Origin of the sequence: Paenibacillus sp. FSL H3-0469, from assembly GCF_038051945.1 — a bacterium.
Classification (GTDB): Bacteria; Bacillota; Bacilli; order Paenibacillales; family Paenibacillaceae; genus Paenibacillus_AQ.
Genome location: NZ_CP150302.1, coordinates 469,685 through 488,135, shown reverse-complemented (window position 1 = coordinate 488,135; position 18,451 = coordinate 469,685). Strand labels below are relative to the sequence as shown.

General features: G+C 54.1%; 12 protein-coding genes. All 12 read right to left on the bottom strand.

Features of this window, described 5'->3' with window-relative positions:
* Positions 1–11 precede the first annotated feature (11 nt).
* Positions 12–3,131, bottom strand: coding sequence for a GNAT family N-acetyltransferase (locus NSS83_RS02225; RefSeq protein WP_341347583.1), 3,120 nt, complete (start codon positions 3,129–3,131; stop codon positions 12–14).
* 124 nt (positions 3,132–3,255) lie between these two features.
* Positions 3,256–3,750: a DedA family protein gene (locus NSS83_RS02220; protein WP_341185960.1), complete on the bottom strand. Its 495-nt coding sequence runs from the start codon at positions 3,748–3,750 to the stop codon at positions 3,256–3,258.
* A 6-nt stretch (positions 3,751–3,756) separates the two neighbouring features.
* Complete coding sequence (pssA, locus tag NSS83_RS02215) at positions 3,757–4,281, bottom strand: CDP-diacylglycerol--serine O-phosphatidyltransferase (protein WP_036693913.1); 525 nt, start codon at positions 4,279–4,281, stop codon at positions 3,757–3,759.
* 40 nt (positions 4,282–4,321) lie between these two features.
* Positions 4,322–6,076, bottom strand: a complete 1,755-nt coding sequence (locus NSS83_RS02210) for a HAMP domain-containing sensor histidine kinase (protein WP_341185961.1) — start codon at positions 6,074–6,076, stop codon at positions 4,322–4,324.
* Positions 6,073–6,753, bottom strand: coding sequence for a response regulator transcription factor (locus NSS83_RS02205; protein WP_341185962.1), 681 nt, complete (start codon positions 6,751–6,753; stop codon positions 6,073–6,075). The genes NSS83_RS02210 and NSS83_RS02205 overlap by 4 nt, the downstream gene beginning before the upstream one ends.
* Positions 6,754–7,569: 816 nt before the next feature.
* On the bottom strand, positions 7,570–9,411 hold the full coding sequence (locus tag NSS83_RS02200; RefSeq protein WP_341185963.1) for an ABC transporter ATP-binding protein: 1,842 nt from the start codon (positions 9,409–9,411) through the stop codon (positions 7,570–7,572).
* Complete coding sequence (locus NSS83_RS02195) at positions 9,395–11,140, bottom strand: ABC transporter ATP-binding protein (protein ID WP_341185964.1); 1,746 nt, start codon at positions 11,138–11,140, stop codon at positions 9,395–9,397. Before NSS83_RS02195 ends, NSS83_RS02200 begins: the two co-directional genes overlap by 17 nt.
* A 44-nt stretch (positions 11,141–11,184) precedes the next feature.
* Positions 11,185–11,670, bottom strand: a complete 486-nt coding sequence (locus NSS83_RS02190) for a nitroreductase family protein (RefSeq protein WP_341347582.1) — start codon at positions 11,668–11,670, stop codon at positions 11,185–11,187.
* Positions 11,671–12,246: 576 nt separating this feature from the next.
* The gene (locus NSS83_RS02185) at positions 12,247–13,188 is read right to left on the bottom strand and encodes a 2-dehydropantoate 2-reductase N-terminal domain-containing protein (protein ID WP_341185966.1); all 942 of its coding nucleotides are present in this window, start codon (positions 13,186–13,188) and stop codon (positions 12,247–12,249) included.
* 169 nt (positions 13,189–13,357) lie between these two features.
* Positions 13,358–15,679 (bottom strand): universal stress protein, encoded by a 2,322-nt coding sequence (locus tag NSS83_RS02180; RefSeq protein WP_341185967.1) that lies wholly within the window; start codon positions 15,677–15,679, stop codon positions 13,358–13,360.
* Between the two features lie 56 nt (positions 15,680–15,735).
* Positions 15,736–16,356, bottom strand: coding sequence for a potassium-transporting ATPase subunit KdpC (gene kdpC, locus NSS83_RS02175; protein ID WP_341347581.1), 621 nt, complete (start codon positions 16,354–16,356; stop codon positions 15,736–15,738).
* 46 nt (positions 16,357–16,402) lie between these two features.
* Positions 16,403–18,436: a potassium-transporting ATPase subunit KdpB gene (kdpB, locus tag NSS83_RS02170; protein WP_341347580.1), complete on the bottom strand. Its 2,034-nt coding sequence runs from the start codon at positions 18,434–18,436 to the stop codon at positions 16,403–16,405.
* Between the last annotated feature and the right edge of the window lie 15 nt (positions 18,437–18,451).

Sequence of the window (18,451 nt, the reverse complement as noted above, 5' to 3'; positions counted from 1 at the left end):
CTTTCTCTGACTCACTTCTTGAACCGGATCGACAGCAGATCGCCATAAGCCTGATCAGGTACCTGGAGATCTGAGATCAGATAGAATTGCGGCTTGCTGAATTGCTCCTTGCCATCCTGCAGATGCAGGTATTCCTCCGTATATGACAATATTGCATCTGCATTCACCATAAGCGAGGGAGAGGAATGCTCAGGTGCTGCAATTAACGTCAAGCGTTGCTTCCGCTCCTCAGAACCCAGTTGCAGAAGACCGTTAGAACTTTTAGCTCCTGACTGTACTTTGCCTGCCTTATATACCAGTTGTTCACCTCTGCTGTTCTTGAGGTACCCTCTACCGTCCTTGATGGCAGAAGCAGCCTGATAGAAGGTTGAAGTCTCCAGCTGCAACGGGCATAGCGGACCGCCTGTGTTCTGCTCCACATGTACTGTAGAAGCAAGCACCAGAACGCCCGGCAGCAGCATGAAATACTGATGCAGTACGAGTCCTTTGTATTTATCATTCTTCTGAATGGATACGCTCATCCGTATCCCCGACCAGCGGTTCCCCTTGTTATCGGTCAACTCCGCGAAATCAGCCGTTAACGGCTCCTCCATGAAGCTGCGTAAGGCGATTTCTTCCACACTGGTTACGATACCACCCACCCAAGGATTCCACCAGGATTTCGCAACCGGCTGCGGAAAAGAAGATTCAAGCCATTCCTCGCCCTGATGGGTAAGCGAGAACAATCCCGGCGCGAAGTCAGGGCTGGCCTGTATCCGCAGAATGCCGTTGTCCACAGCCAGTACCTGTGCTCCTTCTGCTACAAGTCTCTCCTGCCGGACAGGTTCATCCGCGACCGGCAAGACCAGGAAGGATTGATCCTGCACATAACTGTCCATATCCAGATGCAGGGTCAGCACATCCGGGGCTGCTCCTGCTGGCACAGTCAGCGGCAGAGCCGCTTCTCTGAGCTTCGCTTCCTCATGTACTGTTAGCCGCGCTTCCGCCATGCTGCCTGCATCGGAAGAGAGCCGAATCTCACCCGCCAGATAGCTCTTCTTCTGGTCCTTAAGTAAAAGCATAGCCTCTCCGCTTATAAACGGATTCCCGTTATTCAAGCTCAGTTCCAGCTGTTCTGTAGCGGCCAGTTCATCAGCGTTCTTGTTGCCGCTTTGCAGCGCATAGGCCCGGAAATCCTGCCAATGGTCCCAGGTGCCCAGCGCGATCCGCAGCGGCGGCGTCTCCTTACGCCCGCCGGCGGGAATCCGCCCCAGAGAATGCTCTACGGCATGCATCCACGAGTCCTGAATCAGCTTAAGCTCTGACGGCCAGCTAATCCCTCTGGAGAAGCCTTCATCGTCAGCGAACATCCAGTTCTCCGTGAAATCCTGTGCCTCCCAGTAATCCGGGCTGGAGGCTTCAACCCCTGCGCTCAGATCTATATATTTGCCGCGGTAAGGGATGACGCCGCCATGCAGACCGAAGCGGAAGCTGTCCTTCAGGAACAGCTCTTCCTCCTGAACGGTAGCCTGCAGATTGTCGATTCGGAAATAACGGGAGACAATCCCGTTGCCGAACAGCTTCACAACCATTGTCAGCAGCAAGCCATCTCTGATGCCGGCTTCATAAGTGGCCTCAAGCACGATAGCCTCTTGATCCCTGGAGATCTTCACATCCAGCGCCGTGAATTTCTTGAATTCATTCGTATAAGGTAAGCCCAGCTTAGGATAAGGCAGGTTCATCAGATATTTACGGTTCTCAAAAAAGGTAAGCCAGTGGTTTGTTTTGTTCAGTACGGCCGAATAGCGGCCATTGCTTATGATCCAGTCCTTGTCGGTCGGGCCGCCGAAGGCCGTCTCTGCTCCGGAGAAGACCAGGCTCAGCTCCTGTTCCAGTATAGCTGAATCGGCTCCTTCTTCTGCACTGTGGATACTCACCGTATGGTGCCAAATGCCATACCCGAGCAGCCGGGCCGCTGCGGTGACGGTTCTCCGGCTCTTTGCCGGAACCTCTACGGTAATCCGGGTCTGGCCGAACGCCAGAATCTCATCCTCCGGCAGCTCAAAGCTGAACACGGTGTCTGTGTTGTACTCATTCTCTACCGTTACATCCAGCTCGACCTCTTCGCCCGCGAAAAGCGTTCTGTCAGGTACCTGAAGCTTCACCTTGACCGGAAATTTCGGCTTAATGCCCAGCTTGAAGATGGCAGGAAGACCGTTAATGAGCAGTTCTGCCTCCACCACAGGGTGGGTCTGATAGAGATCCTGCTCCTCCTTCACCGGATGGATGAAGAAGCGGCCTTCAATCCGTGCCTCGGATTCGATTGTCTGAGCAGCGTCCAGCTCTATGCGGATTTGCTCATTGCTTTTACCGCTAATCTGGAGCGCCAGGGGCTTACCGCTTTTGTTCACGGCTTCGTAAATGACAGGGTATTCCGCTCCAAACGGCAGCTCATGCTGCGCAGGAATCGTTACCTGTATCCGGTAATCCTCCGTCTCAATGAGACGCAGGCCACGGCCGGTCCGTTCATATTCCATTTTCAGCGACAGACCATCCTTCAGCCATTCATATGTAAAATAGTCAAAGCCGTTTTCCCCGTGACCGTCAGGCTCCACCTTGATCTCACGGATGCTGTCGTTATACCAGTCTATCTTTTCGAAATAAGACTTCACCGCTCCGGTCTGAAGCACCGAGGGAATGAAGTTCATCAGGTGAGTGGTGTCATCCCGGTCCTCCCAGAAGAACCCGCTTTTCTTATAAGTGGGCACTGCCTTGACATTACCGGGCCAAGTATAAAGATCCAGCCGCGGCCAGCCCAGCTTAATCGTCTCTTCGATCGAACGCCTTACCAGCGCCTTACCCACCTTGCGTCCATGGTAATCCGGTCTCACGTTGAGCAGAGCAATATAGAGCGCTCCGGTATCCTCTTTATAATGGGAGAAGCTGCAGTATCCGATGACCTCTGAGCCGCTTACCGCCAGGAACAACTTGAGCATCGGACTTTTCTCGTGTTCACGCAGCACGCTCTCCTCAGTCCGGTACGCTCCGTCTCCGCCCCAGCTCTCTGCGCTTCTGTTCCACATCTCGGCAATGGAAGCGGCATGCCTCTCCGGTATATATTCTTCAATCACGATATCTTGTAGTTTGGGCATTACAGTACTACCTCCTCGTGTCGCTATAATTCCTGGCCTCATAGCCATAAATACTACTTGCAGTATATAACAGAACGATCAGCCACTGTAAGATCCTGTTTGATTATAAAAGAATATTACTTTATTAGACAAAGGTTAGCTTCGATCCGATCAGATAGCCAATCGAGACAAACAGGAGTGACCAGATAAAGGCACCGGCAAGGGTGACCATTAAATATTTCCGGAAGGACATGGCGCTGATGCCTGAGATGTAGCTGGTCACATGCCGGATGCCCGGCACAAAATAAGCGATGAATATCGTCCAGTTGCCGAACCGGAAAAACCAGCGTTTGACATAGGCGAATCTTTTGGGCGTCAGGCCTACCCATTTCCCGTACCGGTCCACGACAGGCTGCCCCACTCTGAGACCGATGGTATAGCTGATCAGCATGCCTGTAATTGAACCTATGAAGCAGACCAGAACCGAAAGCGAGAAATCCAGCACCATGGTAGAGGATAGATAGCCAACGAACAGCGTCAGCAGCTCATCGGGAACGGGAAGTCCGAGAAGCCCGAGCGCCAGCAGCGCGAATATAGCTATATAACCGTATTGTGAGATCATCTCGATGACCCATGGCATGAACAATCACTTCCTGTTAACGAATTTTTTGAACGAAGGGAACGGGACCCTGCTTATCATCAGTATAGACAACAGTCCCATTATTAAAATGAGCATTTCAGGCTTCAGCCGTTCACCTATAAGGGTGGTCATCGACAGAAGCAATCCCGCTGCCGTAATCGGCATGCCCACGAAGCCCTTGGAAGGAGCCGAGATATTGAATCTGGCCAGCCGCAGCGCCCCGCAGATCAGGAATGCAACCGCAGCCACAGGTCCGACCCACTGCACGTTCTCCAGCCGGTATAACAGAATAAGAAAGACGGGAGCGATACCAAAAGAAATAATATCCGCCAAAGAGTCCAGTTGTTTACCGAAATCACTGGTGCAATGCAGCATCCGGGCGAGCAGTCCGTCCATAACATCGCATATCGCAGCCAGCAGTATCATTAATAAAGCAAGATCATAACGTTCTTGAATCGTGAATAGCAGGGAAATTGATCCGAAGCCCAGGTTTCCCAGTGTGCACATTGAAGGCAGCCAGCTCCATTTCATGCTGTTCACTCCTTTCCTGACAAGTTAGTAATTGGGCGGCTCAGCCTCCAAAGGTTACACTAAAACAGACGCCGTCCGTGGTGTTCATCACTGCATACCGGCAGCCATGCATATCTAAAATTTGCTTCGCAATGGATAATCCGAGTCCGGTTCCGCCCGTCAGACGGCTGCGTGAAGCCTCGATCCGGTAGAACCGCTCCCAGATATGCGCCAGCTGATCCTCGGGGATTCGCTCCCCTTTGTTATGGATGGTGAATAAAAGCTTCTTGGGCTGACTCTCCAGTCTAACAGTTATAGTACTGCCCTCTTCGGCATGACGGATGGCGTTGGTCAGCAGATTGCTGAGCACCTGTTCAATCCATGTAGCATCCGCATATACGGGCAATTCATTCGCCGGGATAATGACTACATCCAGCTGCTTATTTTGAAGGGAATGCACCAGTTTATCGGTCACCTTCTCCGTCATTTCGCTTAGCATGAAGGAGCTTTTGCGCAGCTTGATCGTGCCGGACTCCAGCCGGGCCAGGTCCAGCATATCTTTTACCAGGAACTCCATCTTGTCGGCCTCTTCGATAATGACCTTGATGTAATGATCCTGCTTACCTGCGCTCACCCCGTCCTCCAGCCCTTCGGCGAAGCCCTTGATAATGCTAAGAGGCGTCTTCAGCTCATGAGAAGCACTGGAAAAAAAGTCCTGCTGCATCTGCTCCAGCTTCTTCTTCTGCTCCATCTCCTCCACCAGCTGCTGATTCGTCTCCCGAAGCTCGCCCAGTGCAGTGTCCAGACTTTGGGATAAGGTGAACATGCTTCTGGACAGGTTACCCAGCTCATCCTTCTGGCGGATGGAGTTATGACCGGTGAAATCGAGCGCTACCATCCGTTTGGCCGTATTATTGAGCTTGATTAAGGGCCGGGTCACCATCTTGGAATAGAACAGCGACAGAACCAGAATCAGCACGAACCCGCCAAGCCCCAGGTATAAAAAGAACCAGCGCAGCGCTTCATTGGAATCCTTAACATCCTGCAGCGAGGTCACTGAGAACAACAGCTCAATCTCTCCGCTGGCCTGCTTCACGGGCAGAATCATTACGGAATTGCGGATACCGCTCCAGGGAGCCGTCCACTCTTCCTTGACCATGTTCAGATTATTCAGGCTCTCCAGCTGACCCGGATTTAACGGAAACCAGTCCTCTATGGCCTCGAACAGGATGCCCTGGCGCGGGCTCCATATTTTCAGATCCGGCAGGACCAGCTCCGTAATGGTTCCGGTAATGCTGGTATTGTCCGAATCCGCCTCCTCGCCTACCGGCGTTCCCCCTTGTTTAGTAATATTAACCGGATAGAACAGCTGCCCGAGCTCGCTTGCGCTGACGACATGCTCTCCCTGTATGGTCACCCGGTCATTCTCCTTCAGATGGGCCGATCTCAGCATGTCGCCAAACTGATTCATGAACAGGGACATGGGAATCACCTGAGTTTGGCCCTTCTCATCGATCAGCTTCATGCGGAACGGATCTTCCGACTTCATCCGGCCATCCGGCTTCATAATGACCATCTGTGTCTTGTTGCGCAGCATGAACCGGACCAGCTCGCGGGAAGTGCGGGTTCTGCCCCAGGCTTCTTTGGTGTAGCTTGTCCCGAAGCTCTTCAGATGCTTCTCCACACGGGACTCCTTCTGTATCTGGTAGAAGCGGTCGAACAGCAGGAACTGGCTGAGGATGACCATCCCGTAAAAACAGACGAAGAAGATAACAGTCATCACGAACAGCTTGAAGGTAATTCCCCATCTTTTCATTCTTCGACCTCGAATCTGTAGCCGGTGCCAATGACCGTACGGATGTGGCGGGATTCATACCCCAGCTTGCTGCGCAGTTTCTTGATGTGGCTGTCCACGACCCGGGAGTCCCCCTCGAATTCAATTCCCCAGACCCGGCTGAGGATGGTGTCCCGCGAGACCACATGACCCTTGTTGCGGATCAGCAGCCATAGGAGATCATATTCCTTCGGGGTCAGCTCGACATCGGCGCCTTCCACTTCAAGACGGTGCGCCATGGTATTAAAAATGGCCGAGCCGAATCTCACTACACCGGATTCTGGCTGGTGTGCGCCTTCGACCCGTTTCATCAGCGCCGCAGCCCGGGCCACCAGCACCTTGGGACTGAACGGCTTGGTCACATAATCATCGGCTCCCAGCTCGAAGCCGTGAATTTTGTCATCATCGGCGGATTTGGCGGTCAGCAGAATGATCGGGGTTGCCGATTTCTTGCGGATCTCCCGGCATACCTGAAATCCGTCCATTTTGGGCATCATAATATCCAGAATCAGCAGATCCGGCACCAGTGAATCGAACCACAGGAGCGCGTCCTGCCCATTATCGGCTTCGCGCACCTCCCAGCCGTCCTGTATGAAGTAATCCGACACCAGCTCACGGATACGCAGCTCGTCTTCGACAAGCAGTAACTTTTTCTTCAATGTACTCCCTGCTTTCAACCCGTTTATACCTCTCAGCATAGTCGAGTGTTATGTCCTTTATGTGTCCTGGGGTGAAATTGATTGATAATTGGCCGAAATCTATGGTGGAGTTACTTGGGAGACCCTTGATTTTGAGTTCAATTTACGTCTTAGCTGAGGTGGACGCTGCGCAAACGGAACGTTGTTACAATCGCTGTTGTGTCCAGATTTTTATTATTTTTACCTAATCGGTAAAATCCGGACACAAAGGCGAACGCTACGCTTTTCCACGGGTCGTTCCGCCCGCTCCGCTGTTTGAGTGTAGGCAGCCCCACTTAACACAAACCTGAAAGAAAAAATGGTCCCACTGAACAGAAATTTGAAAGGCAAAGTAGCATCACTGTACGCCTCACCGAACGCCTCATTAAACACCTCACTGAACACCTCACTGAACACCTCATTAAACGCCTCACTGAACACCGCGTTGGATAAATGTTGTACTTTTTGCAGGAACTTCGTCCGTTTGAGCTTAGATAAAGCGCATTGTTGTATTTATTGCAGGAATTCGGTGAGTTATGCAGCTGAGGAACACACATTGTTGCATTCTGTGCAGGAATTCCGTCAACTGAACCCTTAAGGAACACACATTGTTGTAATTAGTGCAGGAATTCCCCAGCGTGGTGCTGGATTATGCACATTGTTGCACTTTGTAACCAATATTAACATCGGAACAATGCGTGATCGGCACCAATTTAACAGCAGCTGAACTGAAACGCAAACAGCGATTCTCACATAACCGGAGGATCGCTGTTTACGTTCATATATTTGGCGCCTTGGTTACCCGGCTTCAAAGGCTTGCTTGAACTGGCTGTTATACAGCTCGGAATATATCCCTTGCAGCGCTAGGAGCTGGCTATGGCTTCCCTGCTCAGCGATCTGGCCGCCCTGAATGACCAGAATCCGGTCTGCATCCTGAATGGTGCTGAGCCGGTGGGCGATCACGAAGCTGGTGCGGCCCTTCATCAATGTACGCATGGCCTGCTGGATATGCATCTCTGTCCGGGTATCCACGCTACTCGTTGCCTCATCCAGAATGAGGATGGCCGGATCGGCCAGAATGGCACGGGCAATGGTCAACAGCTGGCGCTGGCCGTGGCTCAAGGTGGTCCCGTCTGTACCCAGCAGTGTGTCGTACCCCTGTGGCATCCGCGCTATAAAGCCGCTGACATTGGCGAGGTTAGCTGCCTCTTCCACTTCACGGTCCGTGGCCTCCAGACGGCCGAACCGGATATTCTCGCGAATGGTTCCCGAGAAGACATGGGCGTCCTGCAGCACCATTCCGAGCTGGCGGCGCAGCCCGTTTTTATTGAACTCCCGGATATCCCTGCCGTCGATCAGCACCTCACCGCCGCTCACTTCATAGAAACGCGTCAGCAGGTTGACAATGGTCGTCTTCCCTGCACCGGTCGGCCCCACCAGGGCGATCGTCTCACCCGGCTGCGCAGTGAAGCTTACACCGTTCAGAATAGGCTCGCCCGGCTTATATCCGAACACAACATCCCGGAAAATAACTTCCCCGCGTATCCGCTCCAGCTCCTGAGGCTGCTCCCCGCTGTACTCGGAGGACATATCCATCACTTCAAATACGCGCTCCGCTCCGGCGATTGCCGATTGGATCAGGTTATACTGGTTCGCAAGGTCGGAGATGGGCCGGCCGAACTGCTTGGCGTAGTTCAGCATACTGACGATGACCCCTACGGTAAGCAGCCCATGATAAGCCATCCAGCCGCCAATTCCGGCAATCAGCGCGAAGTTCAGATTGTTAATCAGGTTCATTACCGGGCCTACCAGGCCGGATACAATCTGCGCCTTGATGCCCGCTTTGTTAAGCTCCCCGCTTATTCCGCGGAATCTGGTGACCTCCGCCTGTTCTCGGCGGTATTGCTTGATTACCTTTTGGCCACTGACTGCTTCTTCAATGAAGCCGTTCAGCTCACCCAGATGCTGCTGCTGATCCTTGAAGTAGATCCGGCTTAAGCCGGTAATCCGGCGGCTCGCCAGTACGACCAGCGGAATAGTTATCAGAGCAACTCCCGTCAGCGGAACATTCAGCATCAACATAATGACCAGAGAGCCGCTAAGTGTGATCAGACTGTTCAACAGCTGGGTTACACTCTGATTCAGCGAGTTCGAGACATTGTCGATGTCATTGGTCGCACGGCTCATCAGCTCACCGTTAGCATGGGTATCGAAAAAGCTGACCGGCAGCTCCTGGTATTTGGCGAACAGGTCCCGCCGCAGCTCATAGACCGTGCGCTGGGAGACGGAGGTCATCACGTAAGCCTGGACCCAAGAGACAGCGCTGCCCAGCAGATAAATACCGCCCAGTAGAAGACAGAACCGGATGAGCAAACTGTAATCCTGCGGGAGGATCGCGGTATCAATGGCTTTTCCCAGCAGGTAAGGACCGATCAGGGCAAGCACAGCATTCAGAATCGTGAATACGTAGACCATAATCAACCCTGTCCGCTGACGGTTCAGATAGGACCAGATGCGGATGACCGTTGCCTTACTGTTCTTCGGGCGTACCTTGGGTGTAACGCCAGCCCGGCCCGGAGGCCCGCCGCCTAACGCTCCAGGTCCGACGGGAGCCTGTTCTCTTTTACGATGACTGGACATAGGGCTCCTCCTCTTCCTTCAGCTGGGAATGGCGGATGTCCCGGTAGATCTCGCTGCCTGCCATCAGCTCGCTATGTGTACCCTGCGCGGCGATCCGCCCGTTCTCCAGAATCAAGATCCGGTCGGCATCTATAATAGAAGACACCCGCTGGGCAATCATAACGACAGTGCAATTCTGAAGCTCCGTCTTCAGCAGCAGGCGGATGCTTGCTTCGGTAACCGCATCCAGAGCGCTGGTGCTGTCATCCAGGATCAGAATAGACGGTTTGATCAGCAGCGCGCGTGCAATAGACAGACGCTGCTTTTGCCCGCCTGACAGGTTCACCCCGCGCTGCCCGAGCTGCGTGTCGTAGCCTTGCGGCATAGCTGTGATGAATCCATGTGCTTCTGCGGCCACAGCCGCGTGCTCCACTTCTTCATCTGTTGCTTCCGGCCTTCCGTAACGGATATTATCCCTGATACTGCCGCTGAACAGCAGGGACTGCTGCATTACGAACCCGATCCGGCTACGCAGATGCTCTATGCCAATCTCCCGGATGTCTGTTCCGTCGATCAGAACGGCACCGGACGAGACCTCATAGAATCTGGGAATCAGACTAACCAGGGTAGACTTCCCTGCTCCGGTAGCCCCCAGAATAGCGATCGTCTCTCCGGGGCTGGCTGCAAAGCTGATATCCTCCAGCACAAGATTCTCATCCCCGCGGTTATAGGCGAAGGAGACCTTGCTGAATTCAATACGTCCGAGCGTAATGGCTGCTTGATCTGCCGCAGGCGCTTCGGTAATTTCACTTGTGGCGGCGAATACTTCATTGACGCGGTCCCCCGACACCTTGGCCCTTGATACGAAGGCTAGCATCGTGCTCAGCATCATCATCGACATGAGCAATTGAGTAACATAGTTAATGAAGGCAATTAGTTCACCAACGGGCAGTGTCCCGTTCCAGTTCTGTAGGCCCCCGAACCAGAGGACGGCTATAATGCTGGCATTCAGAATCAGCATCATAAGCGGCATATTCAGCGCCATCAGGCGGATCGCCCGGATTCCGGTATCCGTATAGCCGGTATTGGCGGTATCAAAGCGCTGCTGCTCATGGTCTCCACGAACGAAGGCCTTGATTACACGAATGCCGGTGAGATTCTCCTGCAGCACATTGCTCACCCCATCCAATTTCTCCTGCATCCGGGCAAATAGCGGAAAAGAAAGCCGGATCAGCACAAACAGGAGAATGAACAGCAGCGGAACCGCTGCCAGCAGGATCATCGCCAGAGACGGGCTGATCCGGACTGCCATGACGAGACTTCCGATCAGCAGCAGCGGTGACCGCACGAAGCTTCGCAGAATCATCTGCACAAAGGTCTGAAGCTGCACTACATCGTTTGTCAGCCGGGTGATCAGCGAGCCGGTCTTCAGCCGGTCCAGATTGCGGTTCGAGAAGCTCTGGATATGCTCAAACAGCTTGAGTCGCAGATCATTGCCGAAATTCTGTGAGGCAATACTTGCACATACCGCACAGCCTACACCGCCGATCATTCCGATGACAGCGATTCCAATCATAATTCCGCCTGTTGAAAGGATATGCGATAAATCATTCTTCATCAGGCCTTTATCCACAATGCTGGCCATAAGTGCAGGCTGCAGCAGGTCCATCACTACTTCAACTACCATTAACAGCGGGGCAAGCACGCTCCAGAGGGCGTACGGCTTCATGAAGCCCCTGAGCTTCCACATTCAGTTCACCTTCATCTCATCAGTCGTTGCATCCGTTCTTCCGTTTAGGGCAAATATGTGATTTTGTCAGTCATTGGCGTTCTCTGCTTGGCAGCAGGCACTTCCGAAGGATAACCTACGGCAAGCACCCCAATAACATCCTGCTCTTCAGGAACGCCCAGCACCTCACGGCCCTTGGCTGTACCGCCGAGTGACGACCAGAACACACCTGCTCCAGCCTCATGGGCGGCCAGCATGAAATTCTGGATATAGCACGATACGGCCATGATATTCTCTTCGCGCTCTATTGTAGAAGCAGCAGGCTTGGATAGGACTCCAATCAGCAGCGGAGCGCCACCAAAATCGGTCTTATGATTCAGCGCCGCCCGGATCTGCGGCCCGATGAACAGCAGTTCCCACGGCTCATTCATCCGGTGGTTCGGAGCATAGCTGGCAGCTTCCAGCCAAGTATTCAGCTCCTCCTCTTTAATCGGGTCCGGCCGGAAGGCTTTGATCGTTCTTCTCGTTTGAATAGTATCGATGATAGTCATAGTTAGTCCACTCCTTCGGTTGTATTTGTATCCACATGGTAATAAGCATATCTCTTTAGCACGTTATATTACAATACTTTATAAGTAGATTGGAACATTATGTATATGGTGTTAATGATTTTTTTATGCTGAAAGTGAATGGGCTCCTGGGCAAAAACAGCCTTACCCATCTGTCCTCTCACCAGCGCAATGTAATCAGTTTTTCGATTACCAGTCATCTGTCCTCTCGCGAGCACATTGTAATCGGTTTTCCGATTACAATTGGCCATCCGCCCTCTAACCAGCGCAATGTAATCGGTTTTCCGATTAAATCCAGTCATCTGTCCTCTCACGAGCGCAATGTAATCGGTTTTCCGATTATATCCAGTCATCTGTCCTCTCACGAGCGCAATGTAATCGGTTTTCCGATTACATCCAGTCATCTGCCCTCTCGCGAGCGCAATGTAATCGATTTTCCGATTACATTGGTCCTTCACCTACTCGCAAGAGCAAGAACAGCCCAGCAAACTCCGCCTAAGCGGAGCTTCCTGAGCTGTTCGTTGGTGGAGTCGATTTGTCTCCATGAATCCGTTCATCCTAGGCCTGCTCCAACGCATATTTCCTCATCGTCTGCTGCTTGAAGTCATCCCACGCCGGTGTGGACAGACGGGCTTGCTGCATCAGAGGTTCAAAGGCTTGATAGAGCGCTGCAATCTCGCTAAATGAGCCATCGATCAGCTTCATGAAGGGCAGCTTTTGAACCAGTCTCAACCCTTGGGCGAGCAGTGCCGGGTGCTTTTTCGCCCCGTTAACCAGGGAGGCGGGATTAACGGGTAAGCCCAGTGCGGAGAGCACGCGGAACCCTTCATCCATTAGGGCAACCGCCTGTTTCCAGCGGGCGGAGTCTTTGCTTGCTTTTGCCAGATCAAAATCATAGAGATAAATGACCGACATCACCGGGACAATTGAAACAATGTGACTCAGGAGCCACGCGTTAATATCCTGAGAATAATCCAGCTTATACTTCGTCTGCCGGAAGGCCTCCGCAAGCTCTGTCCTGAACGGAACCTCACCCTCCAGACTGCCCAGCACCATCTTGCCGCCACCGCTTACAACGATGACACGCCCGTCTTCCTCACGGGTCCCCCCGTTAATCTGGAAGCCAAACGCAATATTCTGCGGAATCCGGCTATTCTCGTTGAAGAACTGCTGCATCCCGCGGGTATCTCCGTTATTGCCGACAAGCACAATATTCTTACTGTCGTTGTCCGCCAGCGCCGGCAGCACGGCCGGGAAGTCATTGTATTTCATCACTACGAAGATCAGATCATAGACATCGTCCCTCCGCAGTTCGGATATCACCTTCACCTGATCCACAGTCGTTTTGCGCTGAAAATAATGCCGAAGGACCAGTCCGTCCTTCTGCAATTGGCCCGCCCGCTTCGTTCTGGCCAGTATGGTGACCTCATTCCCGCCCCGTACCAGCACATGTGCCAAATAACTGCCTATTACCCCTGCACCGATCACTAATATTCGCATTTCGAATCCCCTCTCCGCTTCAAACAGTTGTATTTAAATGAACATCTGTTCATTATGTTAGCGGCGGGGACTCAATCGCGCAATTGCCAATGGTGCCAGGGATGTCAATTACTGAACAAACCCGTGTAAATTGTACATTACCTTATCGCTCCTATGACGCCAAGCCGCCTCATTCCATCATCTGCGTATGAACGGCCACGATCAGCATATCCATATGCCGGGCATGCCGCAGCAGATATTGAACGAAGCTCACCGAGAACAGGCTGCGCAGGAAGTGTCTGCGGGACTGGCCGATGATAACCTGCGTAGTCTGCATGTCATTCATCCGCTGGAGCAGATGCTTATAGAGATGCTTGCGGCTTCCCGCCTCCGTAATGTCCATTACCCCGCCCAGCCGTTCGGTCAGAGCCTTCAGCGTATCCAGCCGCTTCTGCTCCTCCACCGTCTTCATGCGGGCACAGTGCACGTAGTGTACATGCCACTCCGCCTTCAGGCGGTGTGCAATGCGGAAGCCGCGGCGGACCAGCCGTTCAGCCTGCGGCCCTGTGTCTACACAGACGAAGATGACCTCCCTTCTGCTCCACGGTCCGCGCAAGGCAGGCTCCCGTTCCCAGGCCTCCAGCCGCTCATCCACATCATCGGCAATCTCGCGCAGGGCCAGCTCACGCAGCGCGATCAGATTACCTATTTTGAAAAAAGACTCCAGCGCCTGATTGACCTTCTCCCGCGCATAGATCTTCCCTTCCCGCATCCGCTGCTGCAGCATCTGCGGAGTGACATCAATCAGCTCCACCTCACTCGCCATCCGCAGAATGGCATCCGGCACCGTCTCGCGCACACGCACGCCGGTTAACTGCTCCACCGCATCGTTCAGGCTCTCCAAATGCTGCACATTGACCGTGGTAATGACAGAGATCCCGTTCTCCAGCAGCTGGATGACATCCTCGTAACGCTTGCGGGTCAGGCTTCCGGGAACATTGGTGTGGGCCAGCTCATCCACCAGCACCACCTCGGGACGGCGGGCGATAATGGCCGCTGTGTCCATCTCCGTAAGCTCGGTGGACTGGTAGGCAATCCGCGCTCTCGGAATCATCGTTAACCCGCCCACCTGCTTGCCGGTTTCCTCTCTCCCATGAGTCTCCAGCAGCCCGATGACCACATCGATGCCCCTGCCCAGCAGCAGATTGCCTTCCTGGAGCATCTTGTAGGTTTTGCCAACGCCGGGGGCTGCGCCAATATACACCTTGAAGGTACCCCGGCGGATATCTTCGATCCGCCGCTCCAGCTCCCGGCCGGTCAGCCGGTGGAACGGTTCTGCCGCCTTCTTCACGGCGGGACGGACGGGCAGCACCCGCTCTCCTTCCTGCTCGGCACGGTCAGCCATCAGGAACACGTCAATATTACGCGTCCGGCGCAGGACACGGCTGGCAATGGAGCCTTGCCACTTCTCCTGCCAGCGGCTTTTCTGCGAATGCCCCATCACAATTCGGGTGACATTGTTCTGAATGGCATAGCGCACAAGCATGGTGGGCAGCATCCGCAGACGCAGCAGCTCCAGCTCCTCGAACCGGGCCTGAATCCGTTCTGTCAGCTTGCGGATGGAGCGCTTGAATACCTGCTGATCCTTGGTCAGCGGGCGGCCGCGCAGGAGGAAGGTAACGATAAGCAGGTCTCCGTTCAGCCGTTTGGCAATCTGCTGTCCTCTTCTAATATAGAGGGAACCATTCCAGTGATACTGCGCGGATACCAGGATACGCTCTGTCGCGCCGGATGGGCCTATCAGTCCCTCGGCCTCGCGGTGCTTTTCCAGGGAATCATTGACCCCTTCCGCCATCAGCCGCAGCGACACCTCACGGAGTACGCCAAGGTTGCCTCTGAGGGATAGAGCCGGGTGCGCGCCCTCTCCAAGCACTCCCTCCTCCAGCCGCTTGAGAATGGTCTCCGGGGACACATCGATCAGCCGTACCTCATCGGCGAGTTCCAGTGTATTGAGCGGCACAGTGCAATCCGCACGGATGCCGGTCATTTCATAGATTTGCTCCCCCACACCAGCCAGCTCATAGACATTAATAGTAGTGATTACGCTGATGCCCTGATCCATCAGATAACGGATGTCCGCAAGCCTGGTCGGGAAGCGGGCCTCTGTACGGTTACGGTGGGCCAGACCATCGACCAGCAGCACCTCAGGGTTGCGCTCCACCAGAGCCTCCAGCGGCAGATCCTTCTCTTCTTTGCCGTCCTTCAGCCAGTGAATACTGGGCACACGCTCCAGATCGCCAAGCTGCTGAACCGTCTCCGCCCGGCCCATAGTGGAGACTGCACTGATCACGACATCGATCCCCTGATGCTTCAGCAGCTTGCCTTCCTCCAGCATATGATAGGTTTTGCCGGAGCCGCTAACCGAGCCGATGATGATCTTCAGCCGTCCCCGCTGGAGCTGGTAGATAGAATATAGAATCTCCTCGGGAGACTTGCGTTTATAGGGCGCCACGGATTCACCTTCTTTCTATTCTCACAACTGGAGGAAGCGGTCTGTATGGATTAAGCTTACTTCGCTATCTCCGTCAGCGCCAGATTCAGCTTCAGCACATTCACCCGTTTCTCTCCGAACAGTTCCAGATCGCGCCCTTCCGTATGTTCCTTCACCAGCGCTTCAAGGGTATCTGCCGGAATGCCGGTCAGCTTGCTGATCCGGGGAACCTGCACGAGCGCCGCAGCCGGTGAAATATGCGGATCAAGACCCGAGCCGGAATTCGTAATCAGATCCACAGGGAGCTGACTTACTGGGACGCCGGGATTATCCAGCTTCCACTGGGCAATGGAATCCTTGGTCCGCTGAAGCATATCAGGATTCGATGGCCCGTAGTTATTCGATCCCGAAGCCTCGGCCTTGTACCCGATACTCGACACACGGCTTTGGAACATAGCCTGGTTCGTGAAGCTCTGCCCGATCAGCGCAGAACCGACCACCTTCCCGGACGTATCCTTCAGCAGGCTGCCGTTCGCCTGGGCAGGCATCAGCACCTGGGCAAGCGCGGTGGAAGCCAGCGGATAGATCATTCCGCAGAGAATAATGAATACGATGCTTAACCTCACTGTAGTGAAGAAAAAATCTGCTTTTGAAGCGGAGTCCTGCTCTCCGGTTGTCTCATGAATAGATTGTGCCATGATGATTACGCCCTCCTTGTATAGTCAATCGTCTGCCGGACTTCTTCTAGATCCATATACTGACGATCATATCAATCAGCTTGATCCCGGCGAATGGAACAGCGACTCCGCCCAGACCATAGATGACAATGTTGCGCGTCAGCAGTCTGGAGGAGCTCATCGGCTTATAGGAGACCCCGCGCATAGCGAGCGGAATCAGCAGCGGGATGATGATGGCATTGAAGATCAGCGCCGATATAATTGCCGAGCTTGGGGAACCCAACCCCATGATGTTCAGGGCTTCCATCTCAGGAATAGCGAGCGTGAACATCGCCGGAATGATCGCAAAATATTTGGCAATATCGTTAGCGATACTGAACGTGGTCAGTGCCCCGCGTGTCATCAGGAGCTGCTTCCCGATAGCTACAACCTCGATGATCTTGGACGGATCAGAATCCAGATCGACCATATTGGCCGCTTCCTTGGCAGCGGTTGTCCCGCTGTTCATCGCCAGCCCCACATCGGCCTGAGCCAGCGCCGGAGCATCGTTGGTTCCGTCTCCAGTCATAGCTACTAGCTTGCCCTCGTTCTGCTCCCGGCGGATTACCGCAATCTTATCTTCCGGGGTACTCTCGGCAATGAAATCATCGACTCCGGCTTCACGGGCAATCGTAGCGGCGGTCAGCGGGTTGTCCCCTGTACACATGATCGTCTTGATCCCCATGCTGCGCAGCTCGTCGAATCGCTCCTTCATCCCGGGCTTCACCGTATCCTTCAGATAGATCAGCCCATAAATCCGGTTGTCTACGGCAACCGCGAGCGGAGTGCCGCCCAGCCGTGCAATGGCATCCGAGTTGGTATCCAGATCGGACGGTACGGCACCGCCCCGGGACAGCACCCACTTCTTCACGGAATCGACCGCTCCCTTACGCACTGAGCGCCCGTCCCGCAGATCCATCCCGCTCATCCGGCTCTCTGCCTTGAACTCAATGAACTCCCCGCCGTCCGCGAGGCTGTAGTCATATTGGAGTTCCAGCTTCTTCGCCAGCTCCAGGACAGAGCGCCCTTCGGGCGTCTCATCCTTCAGCGAGCTGACCGCCGCCCAGGACGCAAGCTCGGCTACAGTTGCTTCGCCTACCGCAACGAACTCACTGGCCATCCGGTTCCCGAAGGTAATCGTCCCCGTCTTATCCAGAATCATCGTGTTGATATCCCCGGCAGCTTCCACCGCCTTCCCGGACATCGCCAGGACGTTGAACTGCGTCACCCGGTCCATGCCCGCAATCCCGATGGCCGACAGCAGCCCGCCGATGGTGGTCGGAATCAGGCAGACCAAGAGTGCGATCATGACCGGAATCTCCAGCTTCACCCCGATATAATCCGCGATGGGACGCAGGGTGACGACGACAATCAGGAAAATAATCGTGAGGCTGATCAGCAGCGTGTTCAGAGCAATCTCATTCGGTGTCTTCTGGCGCTTCGCGCCTTCGACCAGTGAGATCATCCGGTCCAGGAACGATTCCCCCGGATCACTGGTGATCCGCACCTTGATCTGGTCGCTGACTACGCGGGTACCGCCGGTCACGGAGCCGAAGTCGCCTCCGGCTTCCTTAATGACCGGAGCCGACTCCCCGGTGATGGCCGATTCGTCCACAGAAGCCAGCCCCTCGGTCACTTCCCCGTCGCCGGGAATCAGTTCGCCCTGGCTGACGATTACGATATCGCCTTTGCGCAGCTCAGAGGCCGGCACCTGCTTGACTCCTGATCCTGCCACCTTATTGGCGGTGATGTCCTGTTTGGTTTTTTTGAGCGAATCGGCTTGTGCCTTGCCCCGGCCCTCCGCCAGCGCTTCCGCGAAGTTAGCAAACAGCACGGTAAACAGCAGGATGAAGAATACGGTTATATTGAAGCCTACCGCATGCTCCGCATGGAAATACCCGGGCGCAAGCACCATGAGCAAGACGATAACCGTCCCAACCTCCACGACGAACATGACCGGATTCTTCATTAGCGTCACCGGGTTCAGCTTCACCAGACTATCCTTGGCAGCACTTAGCAGGATGGGACCCGTCAGCAGCTTCTTTTTGTGTACAGTACTCATTCTCTTCTCTCCCTC